The following is a 22,054-nucleotide window of genomic DNA, read 5'->3' as shown; positions in this document are numbered from 1 at the left end:
GTTCCTACCTGTTAAATGTGGCGCGATTGCCGGTAGGCGAGAACCGGCCCGTCGCCAAACGCGCGTCTGACGACGGGTCGTCACGGGTGGGTGCCGTGTCTAGATCACGGCACAGACCAACTTCTCAATCTTTGCTTTGCGGAGTCGTTCCTACCTGTTGAAACGTGGTTTGCCTTGTCACAGCCTATGTGCGCTTCAGGCCAACCTGCGAAGAACTCAGGTCGAGCAAATCTTGTCCACTGCCGCACGATCAGCGACCTTCCCAACCTGGGCGCAACTTCACAGGCGGGCCGAAAGCGGGAATGCGGATTGAGGTGGTCAGTCGCTCATGCTGGCCAGCGCAAACTAGCGTGTGCGGCAAGCAAATCCCTTGCTCCGCGTTCGAAGACAGTCTTTTCCGGACTGTGGGAGAGACGAAGCGCTCCGCAGCTCCTCCGCCGCATGAAAGGTGTGCGACCTGTCTGACCCGTAAGGTTGAAAGCGTCGTTCGCACCGCGGGCCCCCGACAAAGAACGACCCCAGGCCTGGATCAGTGACCCAGGGCTGGGGCCGCTCGGGCTAAGGGAGATAGCCTAGCCTGATGCGCCTGGGCGCACGTGGAATCAAAGTCGGCCAATGAAGGGAGTTCCTATCTCGTGGGCTTTGCTAAACTTGGCCGCGCGAAGCAACGGGCCAGATGCGAAAAGAAAAAGCCCCAGCCGCTGTCTGGGACGGCTGGGGCACTCGCAGAGACCACCTGTTGTCCGGCAGGTGTTGGCGGATTAATCGACGGGACGGGTGCACGTTCCTATCGAGTGTGCGCTGCGCCGCGGGGAAAAGACCTCAGCAATGGGAATGAGCTGAGGTCTTCGCAGCAAAAAGGCCCCAGCTCGCAGGGGGCGGTGAGCTGGGGCCGCGTCACTTTGGGTATCCTTGGGGAAGGGCACCGGGAAAACTTGGCAAATGGTGAATGGTTCCGGCCGCGACCGTCCTTCGGTCAGCGGTCCTTGTCGGGTTTGCCGTTGGGGCTGCCGTCACCGCCGCCGTTGCCTTTGCCATTGTTGCCATTGACCGATCCAGCGCCGGACTTGGCAATTGCATCCGACGTGAGGGACGTTGACAGCAGGAGCGTCATGGCCGGGGGCGTCACGGCGGCGAACTTGCCGCAGGTCTTCAGAAATTCGCGGCGGTCATCATCTTCTCGACTAGCCATTGCACTCTCCGCGGGACATAGATCAAATTATATATCTGTTATTAAATCTTTAATAATTAAATGAGCAAAATGTTCAATCAGGAAGTGTGACAGAGTGCCTCAGTGGTACTGTCCGTGCCGAGCCCGGCCGCGAGGGCGCAAGGCCGCCTCAGTTGGGCGGCCTCTTGGATCCCAACTTCGGCGACCCCAAGATGGCAAGCCGGGGATTGCCGCCTCAAAGTCGGGCCTGACATCGGCGCCGCGAGCGCCGCAGCCCTGACAGACAAAGCGCGGCTCAATATCCGAAAGCCGCACCTCGTCCAGCCACTGATCTGCGTCCAAGGCAATGTGATGGCCGCAGTGGTAGTAGACCAGGATGCCGCGCAAGCCCATCGCGCGCATCTGGCCGAAGGTAATTTTCATCGGCCGGCCGTCGTGGTGGGTGGGCGTATGGCGTTGCGCGGGCGGGGCATGCGACCGAGACCTTTGGCGGTGGCCACGCCCCTACTGATTCCGCAGGGATCGCTCTCAGGCAAGCCGCTACATCTTGGAGCGGTGGGCGAGGCATGCGCTTCACCTCGGTCAAGAGGAGGCCATAGGGGGCGGATCGGCTGCGGTGTTGCCGCTGGAGCCGAACAAGCCGGTGCGTGTAAGCCGCAACTTCACCGTAATCAGCGGCGGGAAAAGCTAATCTGCGTAAGCCTCAAGAAAGAAATCGAGGCCAGTAGGTGGATTTCTCCGATGCACAATTGAAGCGATCAGATTTGCCTGATCGCTTGTTAGCTCATAGCAGCCTACAGCTTCTGGATCGTCGTCATCAATTTTGACAACCGTTCGGACCTCTCCAAACAGACGCTCGGAAATTGGCAATTCGAATTTTTCTAGTTCGGTCCGACGATCGTACCCAACTAAACGGTGCGATGCTTTCATGGCCGAATCCTTCGGTTGATACCGGGGTGGTCCTATTTTCCTACCATCGGGCCGATACTCGCCCTGATGTCTTCCTTGCTTGTCGTACTTCTCTACGGTGCCGTGCTGGTAATCCCATTCATAAAGTGTGCCATCTGGGTCTTTCCATCGCTTCCGCAGTTTATTTCCATTCTTGGTGATGGGCGTCTTTGGTTTGGCCGCTATCGCCTTGGGGAAGCCAGGCAACGCTTTTGGCGGCGTCTTGTAAGCGCACAAATTCCCCCCATTGACGTTCTTTTTCGGGGTTCCAGCATCTCACGAATCCTTGAGAACACAATTCAAAACTCCCAGCTGATGTCGCGGATAACGGCTGAGATGGGCAATTTTTCCCTACCCTGTGGCAATTTCTCCCCTTTCCGATCCGCCGCTGTGCGGCCCACATAGGAATATTTTCACTGTCCTAATCTGCCAGAGCGGGTGGTCCTGACTAGGACAGTACCCAACATCGGGTACTGTCCGTATTTGACCCCCCAGTGTCCTAACTTAGATTTGGAGTGTCCTAATTAGCTTTTGAGGTAGGAACCACTGTCCACTTTGGTACTTAGGAACTCACCTTTGGCTGGGTGAGTCATGACAGACGAGAAGGAAGCCGATCTTCCCAAGCAACAGACGCAGGACCATGGCCGACGCTGCCCAACCTGCGCAGCCTTCCCGAGATTGGCGCAATCACTCTTGGACCCAATTAAGGGCCGCACCGTGCGGCTCTATCAGTGCCAGTGCGGCGAGCGCATTTGGGACGATTGATCTAACGCAATGGTCCAGCCTGCGCTGGGGCAACGATTGACTATGGCCGAGCCTAACAACCAGACTGATGCCAGGGAATCCAAGCCCGCCCGGCTGGAGGAGGCGCGACGCGTCATCGAGGAGTACGCCGCCGACCTCCGCGAGATCATCAAGCAGCTACGACGGCGCAAGATGAATTAAGGCCGCCTCAGTTGGCGGCTCTACCTCATCCACGATGGCTTGTCCGCGATCGCAGGGGTCAGATCCTGCCCCCGCTCGTACACTAGCTCCCATAGCTCCCACGCGACCGCGTCATTGACGTCGGCAATCTTGGCTGACACCGCTTTTCGAAACGTGCCGTCCGAAGGCGGCGTGCTGCGAATAATCCGATAGCCGCTCAGGTGAGGATTGGTCGGCATAGCCATGGACACACTAAGCCGGATGCAGATCTGCGCCGCGAGTTCATTCGCCTTGAGGGGCACGAGCCCGGCATCATCCCGCAACGTCTGTGAAACGATGCGCTCAATGGGAGCGCTACCGGCTGGCGAGCGGCCTGGTCGGCGCCGCTCCCGGCTCCCTGAGCGTGGATCTTCGCTTCCATGATCCGGCCGCCCCAGACTACTTCGCGTGACTTGTTGCCCATGCGAATAGATTCCGACGAACGGAGCAAGAGACAAGCCGCTAGCGGTGCCCCCGGCCGTCGGGTCGAATAGGTTGGTCAAGGGCTAACGCGCGAGCGTGAGGAATGTTTTCGAAATACCGAATTTCGCTTGCTCCGTCGGGCAAAACAGGAGTTTATAGGGCGCTGGCTCCAACCAAGAGAGGACCAGCGCCATGGCCGACGAGGTCGAAACTTCTGAACTTTCAAAGATCGCAAGGCTCAACGGAGACTTCAGGAGGAACTACGGCCCGCTCTTAGGCGCGTTCCTGTATCTGCGGTCGATCAGCGCCGCCCGAGGCCGCTCGTGGATTCTGGCTGCCGTTTTCTCGCTTCTCTGCTCGTCGGCGTGGGCTTGGCTCGGGAAGGCACTCTCTTGGCTAGCCGCCTTATGATCGCTCTGACCAGGGCATCAGCTGTTTCAAAACAAGCGATATCGTGCCGCTTGCGAGCCGAATCCGTGAACCTTATGGTTCGTTTCACCCTCCCATCGGTAACCAAGCAGCCGGTAAAGATTTCGAATGCTGCCAAAGTGGGTCTGACATGTTGCAACACAGGGCAGGCCAGGCGTGCGATCGATGATGGTTATACTCAGGCGGCCATTTTCGAGCAGAGCTCGACGCAAGCGAAAGATCATTTCCTCTTCGGACAGATCAACTCGCCGTTCGCCGATGAATTTGTTCGCTTGCAAGAAGATGTCCCGATCGACGATCGGCTCAAGGCAACCCTCTGCGCGGATCCATTCCTCAGGAGGATTATACTTGCGGATTTGACGCAACTTCCACGAACGCCGATTGAAAACAAGATTGCCTATGTAAGTCTCGTCCCTGAGAATGGCTCCGACCATAACACGCGTCCAAGGTTTTCCTGTTCTGGTCGGCACCGCATTCTTATTGAGCTCCCATGCCACCACGGTTTCACATTTCACCTCTAAGAAGCGAGTGAATATCCATCTCACGATTGCGACTTCGCGCGGGTCGCCGGGGCGAACCCGAATGTGATCGGTGGTGAGATACTTGCGGTCCCCATTCTTCAGGATGCCTTTTGATTGGTCCTTCTCGTCAACGAGCTCTCGCACCAGACCATAACCAACTTTGCCGCAAGGTTTGTAACCCAGTCGAGCAAATCGGCATTGGCCAGCATAGACCTTGGCCGAAAGTTCTCGGCTGTACTCGGCCGCCATGACTCTTTTGATGTTCTTGACGATGCTGGCGAGCATACTTCCGTCGTTGTCGAATTGCTCCGCGCAATAGGCCACTCTGATGCCGGCTCGTTTGCAAATGAACCGCGACGGCACAAACCGCGGGGAATTGCAGGAAAAAACTCCGTTAGCGAGATGTTTCGCAAACCCACCAGTTGATTGCGAGTTCAACATTGTAGTCCGAATAGCCGACATTTCCCGCGGCGGCAGACTCCGATTGAAGCAGAGAGACTCAGATCGAACCCGAAACGACAGAAGTGTCGTTTCGCGTTCGACCTGAGTCACGGAGCGAGAAAATCCATTAATTTCAGTCTGGGGATTATGGCTCCTTCGGAGTCTATTCTCGTTCAATCGGAGTCAGGTAGCCAGAATTAGGGTTCCATTGGAGTCGCTTGGTCGGTCAGGCGAGATCGTACTGCTACGGCGAAGAATTAGGGCGGTGATGTCGAAGGATGCAGGCGCGTATCTAGCGCGAACGCTTCCTGAAGGTGCTGCTGGTACGCGCCTTTCGCCCTGGTCGGGTCGAAGATCAGATTCCAGCTGTGATTGGACACCGCACTTGGGATCACGACGAATTTGTGCTTGGCCAGGAGCGCATCCCCGAACGCCTGCTGGCCTGCGCCCGGGATTCCCGGTCGCAGCCAATTGGCGTTCGGAACGTCGGCAGGGCGAACAATATGAACGTCAGACACGTCGGCGATATGAAGCGCGGTCAACACGTGCGGGAGAGTGTCGAGCGCTTTGAAGCCTTTGTGAACCGCCACTTCGAGTATCGCGGTCGCTGGATCAAGCGCGCAATACACAACGCGAACGCCTTTGCTGTTCCACCGGCCGCCGACCTGGAATGCGCCTTCGCCACTATCCCAGGTCGACGCAAAGCGCGCCTGATCGAGGCGCCAAGCGATGAGCTTGCCGCCTCCCAATGGCCCTACAGAAGGCGTCATGCATAGACGCCGTATGCGAGGCGTGTGAGGTACTGTTCAACGAGCTCGATGCCGGCCGGAGTGGCAAGCAGGTCGATCGGACGACGCTGGTCAAGACCGATGGCCGGACGCTCGAGCCACTGCTCGGCTTCTTCCTGCGAACCGAACACGTCGGTGGCCTTGGCCAGGATTTCGGCAAACTTCCAGGTCCGCCCACTTTGCTCCTGGCTGAGCGGCTTGTCCGGAGCGTCCTTGCGTCGCTGAAAGGTGCGAAGGCTCATTCCGAAGGCTTTTTCCAACGAGTCCGTTTGAATGATAAGGAGGTGACGGACGAAGTGGGTCAACGCAGAGCCTGGCAGTCCGTCCAGCAGCAGTTCGTGGGCGTCGAGGGCGCTTGTGATGCGGCGCGACAAGATGCGTGGCCCGCCGAGCAAATCGGCCACCTTCTGCAGATCATTGCCCGGCCCCTTTGGAGCCGGCTTCTCGGCTGTGGCGGTCACGGTAGCCCTCGCGTCACGTGTCGCTGAGTATACGTCACATGTCGCGACTAATCAAGCTTGGTCCTCCACGCCTCACCCCCTGTCGTTTCGCATTCGATTTGAGTCCGGGTCGGCTAGAGCTGGGCCGTTGACATTCGGGTGAAAACACGTATTTTACGTATTATGTCCATGCGTCTATTTTCTTCTTTGGACCTCCAGCAGCAGTCCGGTGAAATCCAGCGAGCTGCTGCTCAAGCGCCGGTCGTTATCACCAGCCACGGTAAGCCGCGCGCTGTAATGATGTCGGTCGAGGAATTCCGCAGATTGAAGACCCTGGCTCGCGAAGAAATCCCGCTCGAAGCGATTGCACGGCAGCCGACAGTGTTCGGCCCCGAACCCGACGATGTGCTTGGCTATCCCGAGCACGACCCGGTCGAGGCCGTCCATCACATGGCAAAGGATGCCGCTGCTGGCATCAACCAGGACCTGGTGCGCCGAGAAGCCGAAAGGTTTGCAAAACACTTTGTTCGAGGCGCCAAGTGAACGCTCAGGAGTTCAGCGATAAAGATCCGATATTCCTCATCATGGATGCGTCGCCGATTGTGATGCTGTCAGCGATCGAGCGCCTGGATTGGCTGATGGAGCCCTGCGGCACGATCTGGATGACCGACATGGTCATGGAGGAAGTCGCGCGCGATCCGGACTCGGGTAAGGATCCGCGGAGCCGCTGGCTTGCCTACACGCGTTCGTGGATCGCCGCGAACAAATTCCGCATTCGCCGCGTGGAAACCGACACCTACAGAACGTACCAACTTGCGTTGGACGGCTGGAGGGCTCAGGGCTCGGATCCCGAGAGGAAGCCCAATTCCCGCGATCTAGGCGAAGCCAGCATTATCCAGACGCTGAAGAGCTTTCGTGGCAAGGTGCTGCCGCGGCAGACAATCATCGTCCTTATGGACGAGTCCGATGGGCGAGACGCATTGAAGGGAATGCGCCGGATCAACCTCGATGTGTTCGGTACCCGCGCGTTCGTCGAGGCACTATACGCGCACTTTGGAATCGCGGAGGCCGAGCACGCCTGGCAGGCAATCTTGAAGGTCATCACCGCGGATGAATCCAAGGATGACGATGATCCGTTCATCGTACGCCGAGCGATATAGGCCGAAGGCGGGTTAGCCTGCTTTGCGGCGGCGACAAGCGGACCCAGAACAAGGACATCAGGACCGCCAAGCGGATGGCGAAGGAGGTTTGATATGCCACTTAAGACAACCAAGTTCGACGTTCAGGACTAGTCAACCGCCTGCTTCAGCCGGTCGATGATGGCTTTCACCACATCGGCAGGCATCTGCGCCACTTTTACCCGGCTGAAGTACTGATCGATGAATCCATCCGAGCCATTGGGCAGCCGAAGCACGGCTGCCCATATGGCAACATCGGACGTTGTGCGGGTGACTTCCAGGCTTCTGACGAAGCGCGTGCCCAGAACATCGAAGTGATCGATCGATGACGACAGTCCGGCATGATCAGCAAGCGCAAAGATCTCATAGAAGGATGGAGCAGCGCCTGCGACGAAGCGGATGGTCTTCGACTGGTCCCGGTACGTACCCGCATCAAAACGAAGCTGTATTGTTTCAGCTTCCTTGAGGCGACGATCAAATTCCTTGCCTATCTCATGATCGAAATAGGTCGTTTCATCCCATGGGTCGCAGTTCGCCGCTTTGTATTTGACCGGCCAGCGCTCATACTCATCGTCGCGGACCTTCTTGAATTCCGGATTGTCGCGCATGGTGAAACGCACGCGCTTCATCAGCCATGCTGCCCACGCTTCGCGCGACAAGAGCCAGATCGACCGGCGATCCTGAGCCCGGCGTTCTTTTATGTTCTTCCATGCGTCAAAGATTGCCTGCGCAGCTTTGTCGTCCTGGCAAAGCTCACAGAGCAGCGCGGCCCTGCGAATGCCCCAAGCCGGATCGTCGCCCGCAACCGCGCCGACCGCCGCAGCAAGGCCGGCAAAATCCAGCTCATCACGGCAGCGCAGCGCGCGCTCGTAGGCGAGCGCTTCCTTCGTCCGGGATGACTTTTCCATGGCCGTGGCAAGTACTTCAAACGCCGGCCAATCGCGGCGACGGCGTGCTGCACGCAGCAGTGCGATCTGAAGCTCGTCCCGCTGGGCAGGCAATGCTGGTCGCGAAAGTCTGCTTCTGCATCGCTTGGCAGATCGCCGCGATCGAGGCGGCGCCGGCGGTGATCAGGTCGGTCGGCGTTGCTTTCTTGCCGGAGCCGTAGGCCGCGCGCAGGAACGCCACGGAACCCGCCGAGATCTCGTTGCGCAGGCTCGTCGGATCCTTCTTCTCGTTGGCCATCGAGCTGGCCGCGTAACGGCGTGCCCGCAGCATCGAGGTCACAACGAGATGGCATTCGCTGCAGAGCGCGATGAGGTCGCCGTCGAGCTCATGGCCTAGACGCTCGTAAGTGCGGTGATGGATCTCGATCCGCGCTCCAGTCGCGGCCGCATTTGGACACAGGCGGCATGCGAAATTTGCCGTCGCCAGTTCGCGCAGGCGAGCCGGATTGTTGCGCCAGGCGGCGCTCGTGATGTAGGCGACATAATCCATTGAACGGCTCAGCGCTCAGTACCGCTGCTCGCGCCGACGGTCGTTCGGATCGGATGAGCTGCCAGAAGCTCATCGATTGCCGCGCGATCGACATATCCTGTGGTGCGAAGCCGGTCCGCCACGGCTTGCACGGTATCGCGATTCTCAGTGATCAGATCGCGTGCCCGCGCCATGCAGCGGTCGAGGCGCGGCCTGATCAAGCCGGTCATGGCGATGTCGTGCGGAAGAATCTCGGTCACGCTTTTTGGAAAATGCATCACACCGAGCGTGCCAAACCCGAAGCGTAGCTCCAGGTCAATTGCAGCTTGTGTGGCGCGAGCGAAATCGCAGTCCTCGCCGATGCCACTGCCGGCTGTGACGGCGGACGGTCCCAAAACGATCTCCTCGGCGGCGCGCCCCGCCAGCAATGCGGTGATGTAGTTCTCAATTCCGGCTTCGGTCAGCGCGTTGGCCCGCAAGAGTTTGATGCCGGTGGCGCCCCCGTGATCGAGGATTGCCAGCATCCTGGCCTCAAACACGGAAAGCGCATGTCCCACCACGAAATGGCCGGCCTCGTGAACCGCACACACGAGGCGCGTTGTGTCCGGCATGACTTCGCGACCCGACCGGATCTCGAGCATCAAATCATCGAGCGTTAGATCGCGTCCGGCACGTCGCGCGCGTGACTTAGCACGCCGAACCCAGGCCTCGACGTCCGCTCCGGCCTTGCCTGCCGCAAGTAGTGCAGCGGGCATGAGGTTTACCCCTGTAGGGGTCTCGTCGCCGAGATGAAAGCGAAATATCTGCGCCAGCGTTTCGATATCGGGTAGCTCGATCTCGGCGGTTTGATCGAGCCGGCCGGCGCGTTTGACTGCCGGGTCAATGTGCTCGGCGTGGTTGGTCGCCGCGATCACCACGACACCAGGCCTGTCCTCGATGCCGGACAGCATCTCTAGCAACAGATTCACGATCTGGGTCCAGTACTCCCTGTATTCGGAACCGAGCGTTGCGCGATTAGAGATTCCGTCTATCTCATCGATGAATAAGATGCAGGGGGCGAGCCGTCTTGCCTGCTCAAACGAAGTCTTAATCGCGGCCAGCGTTCCCGAAAGGTAGGCGGACGCGTTCCAGTCCGCGACCGAGGTCGCGACCAAGGCGACGTTCGCAGAGTTTGCCAGCGCCCGGGCGAATTGCGTCTTGCCGACGCCTGGAGGCCCGACCAGAAGCAGCCCCTTTTCGACGCAGTCCCAGGAAAGCCGACCGGCCTTGTACTCACGCAGGTCGGCGACGAGATTGAGCCCCCATTCGCGCGCACTGCCATAACCTGGAAGCGCCTCGAGGCTTGGACCGCGGTGGTCAAAATACGATTTGGTGGCGATGGTCCTCTTCAGCCGCTTGATGCATTCGTCCGGATCACGGTCGGCACGGATCGCCAACGTGAGGTCCGAGAATTCGAGGGCTCGTACGAGTTGCTCGTCAATGGGCGCTGCGGGAGGACGTCCGGTCACGGCCTCGATCACCAGCGCGATAGCGGAAGCGTCAAGCGCTGGCAGACAGAGATGATGGTCGGACGCACGAAGCAGATCGCGCGGCAGATGGCGGCGCGGGTCGGGAGCAACCCCGAACACGGGGACGCGCGCGTGCAGGGCGTCGGCGACGATATCGTTGCCGTGTTCGGCCTTGTGATCCTTTGCCGTCCCGTCCCTGGCGATCAGCAGGACCGGACGCGTATGACGGTCATTGAAAGTCCGCTCGTCCAGCACCCTTGCGCTTGTTCCAAACGCACAGGTTCCCAGGACACGCTGGACGAGCGCAACGGTTTCAGCTCCCAGAACCGCCAGCGATACGACCGGCGAACCGCGCCGCAGCTCCAGGGTCAGCTCCTGGATCGGCTCGATGGCGCGCGCGACAAGGATGGCAGCGGCCGCCAGATCGGCCCGGATCGACGACCCCGGGTCCGAGGCCGGTTTGGTCGCGAGTTCGTCGATCAGCCGCTCGATCGGATCGTCGGGGTCGCCGCTGCGCAGAAGCGGCCGCGACGCAGCGCCAGCTTCGGTGGCCAACATGTCCAGGTACGCACGGCCGAGCAGGTCGCGTGGGCGCTGTAGATGCAGGTTCATCGATCCTCCGGTTTCTCAAATGGATGGGCGTCCCCAGCGGCGGCCAGCGGGGGTACAAGAGTTTCGCGGCGGACCGGCATCCGGCCCGCCGTGTTCGAAACGTTCGTTGATTGACCGGCCCGTCCTAGATCGGCCGCACCATGGTTCGCTTCCCGAAGGCGCCTTCATGCACATCGACCGTGAGGAGGCCTTCGCAACTCAAGGCGCAAACGGCCGACAGGGGATTGCAGTCTGGACGCGCCCGCTGACCCAGCTCCTGGATAGTTTGCGGGCCGTTTTCGCAAAGGGTCGACCCGATCCGCAATCGATCAAGGATCGAGACCGGATAATGCTCGTGGGACCAGACCTCGTTCACGTTCGAATAAATTGGCTCGCGCCGTATGTCGGCCGCATCCCGCTCCAGCAGTCGTAGTCCCGACGCCGCCAGTTGTTCGGCAAGGCGCGCGCTCGCAGCTAAAGACCTGTGCGGCCGGACCCGGCAAACGTCGAGCAGGAAGTCACCATCGGTTCGTCGCAGCACGACGCCCTTCAGCTCGGGCGGCGCACCATAAGGGTTCGGAGCCGTCCGATAGTGGATCGCGCAAACCGCCGGATCAAGGCTCGCCTCCCTGAGCGCGTCACGTTGCAGGAAGTTTTCGAGGGGAATGGCGACCGTGCATTTCGGACTGAGGAAGAGAGGTGGAGCGTTGTGGAGGAATTGTTTATGGAGAGCTTGGCCATGCATGACGCAGTATCCTGAACACGTTGCGGGAAGAGGCGGCTGCGTTCGGGACGGTGATGATCGATGAACATGGGCGCTCCTGCTGTTCGTTAAGCGTAAACGGGCGAAGGCGTGCGGAGGCTATTGACAGAAGACGAAACTTGCCGCGATCGCTCGAAGTGAGCGTCGCGGCCAGAGTGATAAAGGCAAGACGATTGATGACGTTTGCGCGGCGAAAGGTCGATCCGCTCGCCGCTATTGCGGGGCGCCAGAACTTCGGGCGGCAGCCCGATGGCGAGGGCAATAAGATACGTTATATAGTATCCAAAAAAAATACGCCAAAGATATGGCGAACCGGCGCACGTGGCAAAAAGAATACGCCACGTGCGTCGATCGGGCCGCGCAAGTACGTCGCGCCTAAGTCCGGCGGGCTAGCCGGACAAAGCCCTTCTGGTCGCAACCGAGCATCTCGCAGCGAGCGCGGTAGTCGGCTTCGCACTCATTCCGGTCGCGCTGCAGGCGGTAGAGATCGTCGTCCTCGATCTCGACCGGCGGCCTAAGCTGCGTCCCTCGGGAGACCTGGCTCAGGGAGGAGGCGGCACGTCGACGCCGCGCAAAGGCGAAGTTTTCCAGTCTCCTGGACGCAACGTGGCCGTTTTCACTGACGACAACCTCAATCACAGCGCTCTCCGGGGAGGCTGACGGACCAGCCTGACTGCACGACCTGGCCCCAATGGTTCCCACTGTCTCACAACGCAAAACATATAGATACGGTATAAAGTATCAATATCCGGAACCGGCGAGGGATCCGGTCATGGTAAATGACGCCGCTGGACCTCGGCCGCCGCAAGCGGCCTTGTGTCAGCGCCGGCCGCGAACAGGGCGTCGAAGTCAACATGAAGGGCGATTGCGATCTTCAACAGTGAATCCAGCGTCACATTGGCCTCGCCGAGCTCGATCTGGCTAATCAGCGCCTGCCGCACGCCGGCACGATCGGCGAGGTCACGCTGACTCAGCCGCAGGGACAGACGCAACTGTCTGATCCTGCGGGCCAGGTTGTCGCGGAGCAAGGATTGGTTCTCAAGAAAGGACTCAGATGGTGCCACCGTCCGCTCCGAACCGTTCTGCCCAGGGCTCAGGCCATGAGCAGCCAGAGCCTAGTTTGCCATTTGAAGCGGAAGGATACCATCGCGACTTGCAAGGATTCGAACTCGCAAGGTCCAGGGCCATCGGCAGCGGCAAAAAAGCCGATTTGCAGGAAGTCGACCAGGTAAATCGCGTGATGCGCCGCAACGACCGATCACGTTTCAAAACTGCTGATGGATATGCAGATGCTGGCTGAATGGAAGGTAGGCCCAGCAGGCCATTTCCCTCCGACACCGGAATCTTTCGGCTCGAGACGTTCTTCTACGAAAGCGCGTGGCGATGGTGCGTGCTGTCCGGAACGGACTACATAGAAGCGCAGGGTGTTGCGGATGACCAGGACGGAGCAAAGTCAGATGCTGTCGCATGGGCACGTGAGCGCCTCACCACCGCGCTGCGGCGGCTCGGCTAGGCCCGCCAGCAAGGGTGCTTAGATCAACGGTCGACGTGATGGGCCGAGAAACACCGGGAAAACGGTAAGTCGCGTGGATCGGAACGTCCGGCTTCGATGATCGCAAAGTGCCGGCGGCCTCCTGTCGGCCAAAGGCACCGGAGGAGCTCCACTCGGCAATCGAGTCCTTGAGTTGTCACGCGACTTCCATTGACACTTTCCGGCGCGGCGGTCTGTCGACTCCCTATAAACAGGCGATCGGGTTCAAGCTTGGCATCATATACTGAGGCCCAGCGCGTAATCTTAGGGTTGAGCGCGTCGCGTTTGCGTCATCGAGACCGCATTCAAACGGGTAGACCAATGCGCGCGAATCGGCCTTCGAATGGCGGCCTCGAACTGGCCGCCAAGTGACCCTTCCCGAGTCGTTAATCAGAGGTAAACCGGGCGAAACATTTGCTCCGCTTACGACTTGGCGACTCAGGTTATGTCTCGTCCAGCTGTTGAAAACAGAGGACGGTCGCAATGTCAGGCGGCAATGGAAGCGAGGCTTGCTCAGCCGGTGGAAGGCTCATCGCTTACTTAGTCGTTACGGGTTCGACGCTGGCGAGCATGGCGGTTCTCTTGTTCCGGGCGGTGCCCACCTTGCTTCAAAACTGCGGCTGACAAGCCCTGCAGTCTGCAGCGCTCCTTGTTGCCGCGGCCAGACTCACCCTAAACCATCTGACGAAACTCACTTCCAGGACTTGGATCCCAAAGATGCCAAATTCTACGCGAGATCTGCCGACGAGTGGTTATGCGATCGTGGTTGACGGTTGCGTGAAGACGGAGTTCGAGACGAAAGATGGCGTCGAACACGGCGCACGAGATCTGAAGCGACGATTTCCGATGTTGCAGGTCCGCGTCTATGATGCGCAGGCGCGATCGGATCATGAAATTCACGCGTTCTGACGTCGCGATGCCGGCGAGAACTTGGAGTCTGGCGACTTGGTAGCTGCCTGAGTTTACGCTTTCGCTTGAGGCTCCTGAGGGCTATATCGCTCCGCCGGAGAGTAGACGATGGCGCAAAAGCAAACGAGCGGATCCCCTCGGCAGCGGCGGCAGGCGAGTCAGCGCGAAACTGGTCCAGGCGAGGACATTCGGCACCGCATTGCGGGCTTGAGAGGTCTGCCGCGCGATCAGCTGGCAGATGCAGTATTCATGCTCGCAATGGACGCGAAGCGGCAGAGTGCGCTGCTGCGAGAGGCGATAAATCGACGTGTGGCCGTCGAACTCAATCCAAGTTCAGCCCCCGGTGAAGATTTGGCGACGTACCTGGCGGATGAGGCCGGGTCGATACTTCGCCATCACACTGCAGACGCTCCCTCCTTTTTCGACGCCTTGCTGCAACGCTCGCAGGATGTTTGTTTCACGGTTGACCAAGCCGAGGCTGTTGCGCTGCTTGCCGCGACGCTGCGGGAGCAGCGGATTGAAGGTATACTTGAAGGGCTTCGGCTCGCCGGCGTCCTAAACGAGCCACATAAGGATCGTCACGGAGGCTTCGGCACCTGAGATGAGAGTTGCACAATCGGTGATCGCCTCTGGCCGAAACCCTGACGGCTGGCGCCGAAGCTATCCGTGGGCGCTCTCGCTTGGAATCGGCGCAGCAGATCAGTCAGCGGCGCGCTGATAAGTCGAAAATTTCATAAGCTCGGCGTGGGCTACTCGGTCCCCGCCAAAGGGCTTGCTGAGCGGCCGCGACGTGAAGCCGATGAGCTGTGATTTTGCGGCCGCTGCGATCCGGGGATCATTCTTAAGAACGTCCAACGCATAAGGGGCGAGTATGAAGAGTTTGAGGCCTTCCTTCAGCGCCTCGGTGACGGCGTCATTGATGTGAGCGTCGCCGAAGCTATAGCCGATCGCCATCAGCCGGGCTGACGGCCGTAGCAGCATTTTGCGGAACTCGGCATCACGTCAGCAGGGGATAACGGCCAATGCTGACCGCTTTCTGGCCGCCCATGATAAGCATGCGCTGCCCGACAGACGATTCGATCCAATTCACCGAGCCGTGGAGCTTCACGTAAGGCTGGATCTGCCGGGAAGTCACGGCCACGATTCCAGATCAGCTTCTGCTGCGCGTCCTGTCTGCCAGCCTGTCGCGCACGCCCCTCGCCAACGAGTTCGTGCCATTGCCACTGTCCAACCGGAATCCGATTGGCGACCCCTTAGGAGAGTTTAGCAGCGACGGTGCCAGCGACATCACGTATCGCTCGATCCGTGAGGGAAGCATTGGATGAGGGATTAACCGCGTGAGCGCGGTCTTGCTCGAGCGTAGTGAACCGAACAGTACGGGGCTCAATCGGGGCGCGGCTGGTTCGAGGGGAGGCCTTGCTACGCGGCCGCGCGACGCGAGGCAGCTTGGAAGCGCCTCTGCTCTCGATTATAGGCACTAAGAAGCGTCTTCACCCATGGGGCCATTCCTTCAGCCTTTAATCGAATGCGTTGCGAATGATTATAGTGCTGCTCCGTGACCGGAGCGAGTCTCTCGCGCTCCTCCCGGCTGGAATCCGAGTTGCGTTGCTTGGGTTGCTTGTGGCCAAGTATCGCGCTGGCAGCTCCTCCCAACTTGCGGTCGTCAAGGAACGTCGTGATGGTGTCCCGGCAGTCGTGCGGAGTCCATGGACGGATCCCGAATTGTTCGAACAGGTTCGGCCTGATCTTCAGCGGCCGTGGCTTTGGTCCAGGCTTTCCCTCGCGATCAGGCTTCTGCCTCACGGTGTGGTCAAAGACTTTCCCTTGGAGCCGGTAGATCAACTGATCGAGCGAAGATTTGCCCACATGTTTGTCGGGGGAGCGTGCAGGAAACATCCACGGGGATTCTGCGCCAGCTTCTCTGTGGTACCGGTACACGATCTTGAGCGCCTCGGGTGGAATTGGAAGTGAATGAGGTCTGCCACCGTCGCGACCTCCCTTCATCTCCTCTGAAGTCCAGTTGGCGATCTTCCATGCTTTGAGTTTGCGGTACTGCTTATCAGTTGGGAAGAGACGGTTTGTCCGGAGCTTCGTTAGCGCGCCAGCTCGCTGGCCCGTCAGCGCTACCCCCCAAAGTGCGCCGAGCGTTCCTGGATAGATGTCATGTTCGCCGTCGACCAAATGTCTGTAGCGCTCGGCTATGACAAGGGTCCGGGCGATTTCCTCGATGGTAGGATTGCGGGGCGGCCGTTTTTTGGGCTTGTATTGGTAAGACCATCGGTCCCACCATTGGTATTGCACCTTGTCCAATCCGGAAGCGGTCGCATGGTTCTTCCAGGCCCACGTCAACATCTCTTTGGATTGCTGTAGCGCACGCTTTACGGCCGATGGGGCGTGATTGACGTGGATTGCGTTCCGCACTCTTTCCAGATCGCTGAGCTCGATCTCGCGCACCATCTTGTTGTTGATCGGTTCGAATTCCTTGAGCCTCAGGTAGTGCGCGTGCGCCCCGCGATAATTGGCCTTGAGGTCCGGCTGCTTGTCCTTCAGGAACTCGTCGGTCAGTTGCTGCCACGTCCAAAATTGCGGCGCAGGTGGCGCAGGTATAGCCTTCGCGTTATCCCGGCAGGCCAGCATGTGGTCCAACTTGGCCTCGACATCATGCTCGCGGAAAATGCTGCCGTCGCTGGGGCGAGGGGCGTATTCCAAAAGAATGTGCACCAGATCGCCAAGGTTTCGATTGCGCTTGGCGGCAAGTGCGATCTGTTCCGCAATGTATCGGGCGTCTTCCAGCGAGAGCTCGCGAACATCCTTGAGGCGAAGCGTCTTTTCCTTTCTGCGGACGTACCAGATCGGCTTGTTCGGGGTGATGCGGATCGTGAGACCCTTAGCCTTGTCGTCTCCCAGCTCCACGACGGTGCGGGCCAGCAACTCGTCTTCGCTCATTGCGACCGCATCGTAGAGATGGTCTTCCGTCAGCCGCAGTGATTTGCGCCAGAATTTCGGGGCTGGAGTGGGGAGGGCCAACCTTGTACAACGCTCATACAAAACAGCCATCAAAAGTCCACCCCGCGTTCTTGGTGTGTTCGCAAGCCCTATTATTGCACTATATCCAGTAATATCAATAACTTATTAACATGGTCGGAGGCGCGCGGGGGGTGCGTAGGATTCGTCCTTCCAAGCTGAATACGAGGGTTCGATTCCCTTCACCCGCTCCAGAACCTGTTGGACGCGATATCCCAGCAGGGCGTTTCCTCGATAGCCGCCCGTGGCTTGACGGCCGATCAGCTATTCCTCGTCCCGTCGCTCGCGTTCCTTCCGTGCGCGATCGAGCGCGCCGCCTTGAGGCTGTCCGCTGACCTTCACGCCGGGGAGATGATCGACCTTGTCGGCCTCGTCGCCGCGCTGAAGTTCGCGATCAATGATGTCGCGTGATCCTTCGGCCGGTTCCTGTCGAATGGGCTCTTGCTCTCGATGCTCATGAATGATCCTGCTTGACCGCGTTGATTGCTAGGGCAAACCCAGCTCTGCGCTATCGTTCCTGTCCAAAGCAGCCGCTTCGTGCAGGCTCTATCCCCTGTGGTTATCGATTTCGGCGGCGACCTGTCCGTAGTTCAGCAGCGCAACCAGGGTCGTTCCGCCGATAATATTGCCGAGTAGCGTGGGTATGAAGAAGTCGGAGGCATATTGGCTGAACGAGGCCAGGCCGCTCTGCACCAGAAAGGCGCACTCGATCGAACCCGCGACGATGTGCAAGAACTGGCCGAGTGCGACCACATAGGTCATCACTACGATGATGTGTGCGCGCGAGCCTTTGGCAGCCGGAAGAAGCCAGGCCATCGAGGCGATCAGCCAGCCGGCGAAGATGGCCCTGACGAAGGTGCTCGAGAACGTCCCCTCGATCGTCGGCCGGCTGAGATCGATGAAGGCGTCCACGATGCGAGGTTCGAAGATGCTGGTGCGAGCGAGCACGGAGGCGGCTGCCCAGGTCCCTGCGATATTCGAGGCGAGAACCAGGATCCAGAGCTTGAGCACGCTCGCCAAGGTGCCGAGATCCCTGTTGTGCAACAGCGGCAGGATCGGTGTCAGCGTGTTCTCGGTAAAGAGCTGTTGTCGTCCCAGCACGACGACCAGGAAGCCGACGGTGTAGCCGAGCGGAGCAACCAGGCGGCGGGTCGCCTCATCCGAGATCAGCGCATGCAACTCGCCCTGAACGATTAGCGACAGGCTTATCGAAAGGCCGGCAGCAAAACCGGACAGCACGATGGCCCACCATCGCCGCTCCAGCTCCTGCTCGCCTTCGGCGCGGATCGTCTCATGGATCAGCGCGGCGCTTGGCCTGCTCTGGGATTCGATCTGCCTGGTCTGGCGCCGCGACACGCCGTCGAGCTTGGATGCTGGGTTGAATGAGGCGCCGTCGCCAGACTGATCCACGCTGCGGTCTCCGAAAGGCTGATCCAGTCAAGACTTCCGGATGTCCCATTCAGTTCCCCTTGCGCGGTGCAGCCTCGCTCCAGGCGCGGTGCAGCACGCGGAGGAACCTTCGTCATGAGCAGGAGTTCGCCGTGGGGGCAAGGGTGAAAGTCACGAGGCCAACCGTGCAAGACGACGTGCGCGTGCGTTCCACCGCGCAGATCGCGGGTCATCCGATTCATCCGATGCTGGTGCCGATCCCGATTACGTGTTTCGTCGGGGCGCTGCTGACCGACATCGCCTATGTCGCCAGTGCCGAGATCATGTGGGCGAATTTTTCGGCCTGGCTGCTGCTCGCCGGAATCGTCTTCGGCGTGCTGGCGGCGATCGCGGGCCTGATCGACTTCCTCGGCAATCGGCTGGTGCGGGCGCAGGCGCCGGCCTGGCCGCATCTGATCGGCAATGCCGTGGTGCTGATCCTTTCGATCGTCAATCTGATGATCCACATGCGCGATGGCTGGACTTCCGTGTGGCCGAGCGGGCTCGCCTTGTCCGCGCTCACAGTGCTGATCCTGCCGATCACGGGGTGGCTCGGCTGGGCTCTCGTCTATCGCCACGGCGTGGGAGTTGCACGATGACGTCTGCGATGATCCGCGCGCTGTTGTGCGCGTCGCTGCTGGGGCTGGCCGGCTGCAATGACGGCAGCGGCGATCCCAACGCGCAGGTCGGCGCCAATCCGGCACTTCCCGAAATCCAGCAATATCTGCTGCCGCCGGTCCACATTGCCCGCATCGTCGGCTGGAAGAAGGACGAGACGCCGACGGTCGCGCAGGGCCTGCAGGCCAAGGCCTTCGCCACCGGCCTGCAGCACCCGCGCTCGCTCTACGTTCTCCCCAATGGCGACGTGCTGGTGGTGGAATCCAAGGCGCCGAAAGGCGCTCCGATCAAGCGGCCCAAGGAACTCGTGATGGGCGTCATCCAGTCCTGGGCGACCTCCGGCGGCGACAGCGGCGCGAGCAACCGCATCACGCTGCTGCGCGACAGCAACGGGGATGGCGTGCCGGAGACGCAAAGCGTCTTCCTCGACCATCTCAACTCGCCGTTCGGCGTCGCGCTGGTCGGCAACGATCTCTATGTCGCCAACACCGACGCCATCCTCAGATATCCCTACACCGAAGGGGACACGAAGATCACCGCGCCGGGCACGGTGCTGACGCCACTGCCGGGCGGTCCGATCAACCATCACTGGACCAAGAGCCTGGTCGCCAGCCCCGACGGCTCGAAGCTCTATGCCGGCGTCGGCTCCAACAGCAACGCCGCCGAGAGGGGCATGGAGGCCGAGCACAATCGCGCCGCCATCCTCGAGGTCGATCGCGCCAGCGGCCGCTGGCGCGTGTTCGCAAGCGGCCTGCGTAATCCCAACGGCCTCAGCTTCGAGCCGCAGACCGGTGCACTCTGGGCGGTGGTCAACGAGCGCGACGAGCTCGGTCCTGATCTCGTGCCCGATTACATGACCTCGGTGAAGGACTTCTACGGCTGGCCCTACAGCTATTTCGGCCAGCACGTCGATCCCCGCGTCAAGCCGGAGCGGCCGGATCTCGTCGCCAGGGCGATCGTGCCTGACTACGCGCTGAGCTCGCATGTCGCCCCGCTCGGGCTCGCCTTCAACACCGGCACCAGCCTGCCGGCCGCCTATCGCGGCGGCGCCTTCGTTGGCGAGCACGGCAGTTGGAACAGGCAGGTGCTGAGCGGCTACAAGGTCGTGTTCGTGCCGTTCACGGACGGCAAGCCGAGCGGCCCGCCGCAGGACGTCGTCACCGGGTTCCTCAACAGCGACAATAAGGCGCGCGGCCGCCCCGTTGGTGTTGCCATCGACAAGACCGGCGCGCTTCTGGTTGCGGACGACAGCGGCAACACGGTCTGGCGAGTGAGCGCGACCCATCTGCAGCTGACGCAACGTTAAGCGCGCAGGCGCGTTGTCGTGCAGACCTTTTTTCTGAGATCTAGAGCCAGGAGTTTGGACAATGGGCCTTGCGCAATATGCCATCGTGCCGGTGCGGGACGAATGGGGCGTGCTGCACGACGGCGACGTCAAGAACACCTACGCCACCAAGGAAGCCGCGTTCGAGTCCGCAGTCGCCGCCGCATCCCTCGCGCTGCGTGAGGGACATGAAGTTCAGGTCAGCGTGCCCGGCCGCGAGGCGGGAGGCAACGCGCTCGGCGTCCGGGACAACGCTTGAGAAGGAAGACGCGATGACCAAGCCCCGTGAGCCCAACGGCGTCGAGCCATCCCGCTCCGAGGACGACATCCAGCGCGACCAGCTCGGCCCGCGCGGCGTGCCGGGCGCGCCCGATCCGGCCAAGATGACGCCGCAGCGCGAGAAGAAGACGCCGAAGCACGTGGATCCCGGCCACACCGCGTGAGGGGGCTCCGCTGCGGCCAACCGACCAGACGATCAATCGCCCGCGGCGGGCGGCACCCCTCCGTCATTTCCGTAGCAGGTAGTCGCCTCATCGAGGTAGTCGCCTCGAGGTCATCGCGCGCGCCGCCGCCAGCCGCACGGCCACAGCAGGCCGGGCGACCGCACTTCCGACCTGATTCGGACGAAAAGGCCCTGTCGCTGCGATCGACGAATGTTGCCGCGACAGGGTTTCACTTGTAGCAAGGCTGGCCGAACGTTATGCGCGCGAGCGCAAAGATCATGAGGTCGCTGGATGAACCCCGCTGTCATTGCCGTCGCCATCACCGGCTCCGTTCCGCGCAAGAAGGACAATCCGGCGGTGCCGATCCTGCCCTCGGAGCAGATCGAATCGACGCACCAGGCCTTCGAGGCGGGCGCCACGCTTGCGCATATCCACGTCCGCAACGACGACGAGACGCCGTCCTCCGATCCCGAGCGTTTTGCCCAGGTGCAGGAGGGGATCAAAAAGCATTGTCCTGATATGATCGTCCAGTTCTCGACCGGCGGGCGTGGCCGCGATCCCTCGGCGCGCGGATCGGCGCTCTACCTCAAGCCCGACATGGCCTCGCTCTCCACGGGATCGGTGAACTTTCCGACCATCGTCTACGAGAACAGCGCCGCGCTGGTCGAGACGCTCGCCACTAGCATGAAGACGAACGGCATCCGGCCGGAAATCGAGATCTTCGATCTGTCGCATCTGCATGGCGCCCGCCGCCTGATCGATGCGGGCCTCATCGACGCGCGTCCGCACGTGCAGTTCGTCATGGGCGTCAAGAACGCGATGCCGGCGGACGAGCATGTGCTCGACATTCTCCTGGGCGAGCTCAGGCGGCTGATCCCGAAGGCAACCTGGACCGCAGCCGGAATCGGCCGTCATCAGGCCGAGGTCATGGGGTGGGCGCTCGCCCGAGGGGCGGACGCGGTCCGCACCGGGCTCGAGGACAATATCCGCATCGACAAGACGCGCCTTGCTGCCAGCAACGCCGAGCTCGTGACCTTGGCCTGCGAGGCGGTCGCGCGCCACGGCCGGCGCGTTGCGACCGCGGCTGAGGCGCGATCGCTGCTCGCCATGGCAGGGTAGGGCGACTTCCTCGTCCTCACATGCTCCCGGCTGCCGCCTGCCATTCGGCGGCTGGCGTTCCCGTGCGCCGTTTCTCCG

The 22,054-nt window shown here is 60.7% G+C and carries 28 protein-coding genes; 12 read left to right on the top strand and 16 right to left on the bottom strand.

Annotated features, from left to right (window positions below; genetic code table 11):
* Nucleotides 1-976: 976 nt before the first annotated feature.
* Entirely contained in the window at nucleotides 977-1,192 is a 216-nt protein-coding gene (locus I6F37_RS03855; protein WP_225150285.1) for a hypothetical protein, read from the bottom strand.
* A gap of 666 nt (nucleotides 1,193-1,858) precedes the next feature.
* Entirely contained in the window at nucleotides 1,859-2,356 is a 498-nt protein-coding gene (locus tag I6F37_RS03845) for a colicin E3/pyocin S6 family cytotoxin (RefSeq protein WP_225150283.1), read from the bottom strand.
* A gap of 570 nt (nucleotides 2,357-2,926) precedes the next feature.
* Between I6F37_RS03845 and I6F37_RS03840 the strand changes: the two genes are divergently transcribed.
* Nucleotides 2,927-3,064, top strand: a complete 138-nt coding sequence (locus tag I6F37_RS03840; RefSeq protein ID WP_225150280.1) for a hypothetical protein — start codon at nucleotides 2,927-2,929, stop codon at nucleotides 3,062-3,064.
* 20 nt (nucleotides 3,065-3,084) lie between these two features.
* Here I6F37_RS03840 and I6F37_RS03835 read toward each other — a convergent pair whose 3' ends face one another.
* A complete protein-coding gene (locus I6F37_RS03835) occupies nucleotides 3,085-3,345 on the bottom strand; it encodes a hypothetical protein (protein WP_225150278.1) in 261 nt (86 codons plus the stop codon).
* A gap of 352 nt (nucleotides 3,346-3,697) precedes the next feature.
* Here I6F37_RS03835 and I6F37_RS03830 point away from each other — a divergent pair, with 352 nt between their 5' ends.
* The gene (locus I6F37_RS03830) at nucleotides 3,698-3,916 is read left to right on the top strand and encodes a hypothetical protein (RefSeq protein ID WP_225150276.1); all 219 of its coding nucleotides are present in this window, start codon (nucleotides 3,698-3,700) and stop codon (nucleotides 3,914-3,916) included.
* Nucleotides 3,917-3,942: 26 nt separating this feature from the next.
* Here I6F37_RS03830 and I6F37_RS03825 read toward each other — a convergent pair whose 3' ends face one another.
* The 3 genes from I6F37_RS03825 to I6F37_RS03815 form a co-directional block, all read right to left on the bottom strand.
* A complete protein-coding gene (locus I6F37_RS03825; protein WP_225150274.1) occupies nucleotides 3,943-4,740 on the bottom strand; it encodes a recombinase family protein in 798 nt (265 codons plus the stop codon).
* 413 nt (nucleotides 4,741-5,153) lie between these two features.
* The gene (locus I6F37_RS03820) at nucleotides 5,154-5,666 is read right to left on the bottom strand and encodes an RES family NAD+ phosphorylase (RefSeq protein ID WP_057198595.1); all 513 of its coding nucleotides are present in this window, start codon (nucleotides 5,664-5,666) and stop codon (nucleotides 5,154-5,156) included.
* Entirely contained in the window at nucleotides 5,663-6,145 is a 483-nt protein-coding gene (locus tag I6F37_RS03815) for an antitoxin Xre/MbcA/ParS toxin-binding domain-containing protein (protein ID WP_057198597.1), read from the bottom strand. The genes I6F37_RS03820 and I6F37_RS03815 overlap by 4 nt, the downstream gene beginning before the upstream one ends.
* Before the next feature lie 138 nt (nucleotides 6,146-6,283).
* On the opposite strand from I6F37_RS03815, the gene I6F37_RS03810 reads away from it, so the two are divergent.
* Both I6F37_RS03810 and I6F37_RS03805 read left to right on the top strand, forming a co-directional pair.
* On the top strand, nucleotides 6,284-6,667 hold the full coding sequence (locus I6F37_RS03810) for a type II toxin-antitoxin system Phd/YefM family antitoxin (RefSeq protein WP_225150272.1): 384 nt from the start codon (nucleotides 6,284-6,286) through the stop codon (nucleotides 6,665-6,667).
* Nucleotides 6,664-7,284 carry a hypothetical protein gene (locus I6F37_RS03805; protein ID WP_225150270.1) on the top strand — a complete coding sequence of 207 codons (621 nt, stop codon included), beginning with the start codon at nucleotides 6,664-6,666 and terminating at the stop codon, nucleotides 7,282-7,284. Before I6F37_RS03810 ends, I6F37_RS03805 begins: the two co-directional genes overlap by 4 nt.
* Before the next feature lie 128 nt (nucleotides 7,285-7,412).
* On the opposite strand, the gene I6F37_RS03800 is transcribed toward I6F37_RS03805, so the two are convergent.
* From I6F37_RS03800 to I6F37_RS03775, 6 genes are all read right to left on the bottom strand, one after another.
* Nucleotides 7,413-8,210: a hypothetical protein gene (locus tag I6F37_RS03800; protein ID WP_225150268.1), complete on the bottom strand. Its 798-nt coding sequence runs from the start codon at nucleotides 8,208-8,210 to the stop codon at nucleotides 7,413-7,415.
* Between the two features lie 16 nt (nucleotides 8,211-8,226).
* On the bottom strand, nucleotides 8,227-8,739 hold the full coding sequence (locus I6F37_RS03795) for a hypothetical protein (protein WP_225150266.1): 513 nt from the start codon (nucleotides 8,737-8,739) through the stop codon (nucleotides 8,227-8,229).
* A gap of 8 nt (nucleotides 8,740-8,747) precedes the next feature.
* Nucleotides 8,748-10,838: an AAA family ATPase gene (locus I6F37_RS03790; RefSeq protein WP_225150264.1), complete on the bottom strand. Its 2,091-nt coding sequence runs from the start codon at nucleotides 10,836-10,838 to the stop codon at nucleotides 8,748-8,750.
* A 124-nt stretch (nucleotides 10,839-10,962) separates the two neighbouring features.
* The gene (locus tag I6F37_RS03785) at nucleotides 10,963-11,562 is read right to left on the bottom strand and encodes a hypothetical protein (protein ID WP_225150262.1); all 600 of its coding nucleotides are present in this window, start codon (nucleotides 11,560-11,562) and stop codon (nucleotides 10,963-10,965) included.
* 393 nt (nucleotides 11,563-11,955) lie between these two features.
* A complete protein-coding gene (locus I6F37_RS03780) occupies nucleotides 11,956-12,219 on the bottom strand; it encodes a hypothetical protein (RefSeq protein WP_225150260.1) in 264 nt (87 codons plus the stop codon).
* 131 nt (nucleotides 12,220-12,350) lie between these two features.
* On the bottom strand, nucleotides 12,351-12,608 hold the full coding sequence (locus I6F37_RS03775; protein ID WP_225150258.1) for a helix-turn-helix domain-containing protein: 258 nt from the start codon (nucleotides 12,606-12,608) through the stop codon (nucleotides 12,351-12,353).
* Nucleotides 12,609-12,700: 92 nt separating this feature from the next.
* Between I6F37_RS03775 and I6F37_RS03770 the strand changes: the two genes are divergently transcribed.
* On the top strand, nucleotides 12,701-12,880 hold the full coding sequence (locus I6F37_RS03770) for a hypothetical protein (RefSeq protein WP_225150256.1): 180 nt from the start codon (nucleotides 12,701-12,703) through the stop codon (nucleotides 12,878-12,880).
* 1,248 nt (nucleotides 12,881-14,128) lie between these two features.
* On the top strand, nucleotides 14,129-14,620 hold the full coding sequence (locus tag I6F37_RS03765) for a hypothetical protein (RefSeq protein WP_225150255.1): 492 nt from the start codon (nucleotides 14,129-14,131) through the stop codon (nucleotides 14,618-14,620).
* Nucleotides 14,621-14,719: 99 nt separating this feature from the next.
* Here I6F37_RS03765 and I6F37_RS03760 read toward each other — a convergent pair whose 3' ends face one another.
* From I6F37_RS03760 to I6F37_RS03750, 3 genes are all read right to left on the bottom strand, one after another.
* Entirely contained in the window at nucleotides 14,720-14,974 is a 255-nt protein-coding gene (locus I6F37_RS03760) for a hypothetical protein (protein WP_225150254.1), read from the bottom strand.
* A gap of 43 nt (nucleotides 14,975-15,017) precedes the next feature.
* A complete protein-coding gene (locus I6F37_RS03755) occupies nucleotides 15,018-15,161 on the bottom strand; it encodes a hypothetical protein (RefSeq protein ID WP_225150253.1) in 144 nt (47 codons plus the stop codon).
* 278 nt (nucleotides 15,162-15,439) lie between these two features.
* Nucleotides 15,440-17,077, bottom strand: coding sequence for a hypothetical protein (locus I6F37_RS03750; RefSeq protein ID WP_225150252.1), 1,638 nt, complete (start codon nucleotides 17,075-17,077; stop codon nucleotides 15,440-15,442).
* A gap of 216 nt (nucleotides 17,078-17,293) precedes the next feature.
* Here I6F37_RS03750 and I6F37_RS03745 point away from each other — a divergent pair, with 216 nt between their 5' ends.
* The gene (locus I6F37_RS03745) at nucleotides 17,294-17,455 is read left to right on the top strand and encodes a hypothetical protein (protein ID WP_157784055.1); all 162 of its coding nucleotides are present in this window, start codon (nucleotides 17,294-17,296) and stop codon (nucleotides 17,453-17,455) included.
* Between the two features lie 135 nt (nucleotides 17,456-17,590).
* Here I6F37_RS03745 and I6F37_RS03740 read toward each other — a convergent pair whose 3' ends face one another.
* Entirely contained in the window at nucleotides 17,591-18,454 is an 864-nt protein-coding gene (locus I6F37_RS03740) for a formate/nitrite transporter family protein (RefSeq protein WP_036010870.1), read from the bottom strand.
* Nucleotides 18,455-18,618: 164 nt separating this feature from the next.
* Here I6F37_RS03740 and I6F37_RS03735 point away from each other — a divergent pair, with 164 nt between their 5' ends.
* The 5 genes from I6F37_RS03735 to I6F37_RS03715 all read left to right on the top strand — a co-directional run bounded on the left by I6F37_RS03735 (nucleotide 18,619) and on the right by I6F37_RS03715 (nucleotide 21,976).
* Nucleotides 18,619-19,071 (top strand): DUF2231 domain-containing protein, encoded by a 453-nt coding sequence (locus I6F37_RS03735; protein ID WP_036010873.1) that lies wholly within the window; start codon nucleotides 18,619-18,621, stop codon nucleotides 19,069-19,071.
* Nucleotides 19,068-20,396 carry a sorbosone dehydrogenase family protein gene (locus tag I6F37_RS03730; protein WP_225150251.1) on the top strand — a complete coding sequence of 443 codons (1,329 nt, stop codon included), beginning with the start codon at nucleotides 19,068-19,070 and terminating at the stop codon, nucleotides 20,394-20,396. Before I6F37_RS03735 ends, I6F37_RS03730 begins: the two co-directional genes overlap by 4 nt.
* Nucleotides 20,397-20,457: 61 nt before the next feature.
* Nucleotides 20,458-20,673 carry a hypothetical protein gene (locus I6F37_RS03725; RefSeq protein WP_036010879.1) on the top strand — a complete coding sequence of 72 codons (216 nt, stop codon included), beginning with the start codon at nucleotides 20,458-20,460 and terminating at the stop codon, nucleotides 20,671-20,673.
* A gap of 13 nt (nucleotides 20,674-20,686) precedes the next feature.
* A complete protein-coding gene (locus tag I6F37_RS03720) occupies nucleotides 20,687-20,857 on the top strand; it encodes a hypothetical protein (RefSeq protein WP_167361681.1) in 171 nt (56 codons plus the stop codon).
* Nucleotides 20,858-21,148: 291 nt separating this feature from the next.
* On the top strand, nucleotides 21,149-21,976 hold the full coding sequence (locus tag I6F37_RS03715; RefSeq protein WP_057029603.1) for a 3-keto-5-aminohexanoate cleavage protein: 828 nt from the start codon (nucleotides 21,149-21,151) through the stop codon (nucleotides 21,974-21,976).
* The last annotated feature ends 78 nt before the right edge of the window (nucleotides 21,977-22,054 follow it).

This window comes from Bradyrhizobium sp. NBAIM08, from assembly GCF_020193935.1.
In the GTDB taxonomy this organism is placed as follows: domain Bacteria; phylum Pseudomonadota; class Alphaproteobacteria; order Rhizobiales; family Xanthobacteraceae; genus Bradyrhizobium; species Bradyrhizobium yuanmingense.
The sequence above is the reverse complement of the archived record's forward strand: the minus strand, read 5'-3'. Positions and strand labels throughout refer to the sequence as shown.

Excerpts from the sequence above, each read along its gene's own strand:
- I6F37_RS03855 (WP_225150285.1), bottom strand. The coding sequence starts at position 1,192 with ATGGCTAGTCGAGAAGATGATGACCGCCGCGAATTTCTGAAGACCTGC.
- I6F37_RS03840 (WP_225150280.1), top strand. The coding sequence starts at position 2,927 with ATGGCCGAGCCTAACAACCAGACTGATGCCAGGGAATCCAAGCCCGCC.
- I6F37_RS03830 (WP_225150276.1), top strand. The coding sequence starts at position 3,698 with ATGGCCGACGAGGTCGAAACTTCTGAACTTTCAAAGATCGCAAGGCTC.
- I6F37_RS03825 (WP_225150274.1), bottom strand. The coding sequence starts at position 4,740 with ATGCTCGCCAGCATCGTCAAGAACATCAAAAGAGTCATGGCGGCCGAG.
- I6F37_RS03820 (WP_057198595.1), bottom strand. The coding sequence starts at position 5,666 with ATGACGCCTTCTGTAGGGCCATTGGGAGGCGGCAAGCTCATCGCTTGG.
- I6F37_RS03800 (WP_225150268.1), bottom strand. The coding sequence starts at position 8,210 with ATGGAAAAGTCATCCCGGACGAAGGAAGCGCTCGCCTACGAGCGCGCG.
- I6F37_RS03795 (WP_225150266.1), bottom strand. The coding sequence starts at position 8,739 with ATGGATTATGTCGCCTACATCACGAGCGCCGCCTGGCGCAACAATCCG.
- I6F37_RS03790 (WP_225150264.1), bottom strand. The coding sequence starts at position 10,838 with ATGAACCTGCATCTACAGCGCCCACGCGACCTGCTCGGCCGTGCGTAC.
- I6F37_RS03785 (WP_225150262.1), bottom strand. The coding sequence starts at position 11,562 with ATGCATGGCCAAGCTCTCCATAAACAATTCCTCCACAACGCTCCACCT.
- I6F37_RS03765 (WP_225150255.1), top strand. The coding sequence starts at position 14,129 with ATGGCGCAAAAGCAAACGAGCGGATCCCCTCGGCAGCGGCGGCAGGCG.
- I6F37_RS03760 (WP_225150254.1), bottom strand. The coding sequence starts at position 14,974 with ATGGCGATCGGCTATAGCTTCGGCGACGCTCACATCAATGACGCCGTC.
- I6F37_RS03750 (WP_225150252.1), bottom strand. The coding sequence starts at position 17,077 with ATGGCTGTTTTGTATGAGCGTTGTACAAGGTTGGCCCTCCCCACTCCA.
- I6F37_RS03730 (WP_225150251.1), top strand. The coding sequence starts at position 19,068 with ATGACGTCTGCGATGATCCGCGCGCTGTTGTGCGCGTCGCTGCTGGGG.
- I6F37_RS03725 (WP_036010879.1), top strand. The coding sequence starts at position 20,458 with ATGGGCCTTGCGCAATATGCCATCGTGCCGGTGCGGGACGAATGGGGC.
- I6F37_RS03720 (WP_167361681.1), top strand. The coding sequence starts at position 20,687 with ATGACCAAGCCCCGTGAGCCCAACGGCGTCGAGCCATCCCGCTCCGAG.
- I6F37_RS03715 (WP_057029603.1), top strand. The coding sequence starts at position 21,149 with ATGAACCCCGCTGTCATTGCCGTCGCCATCACCGGCTCCGTTCCGCGC.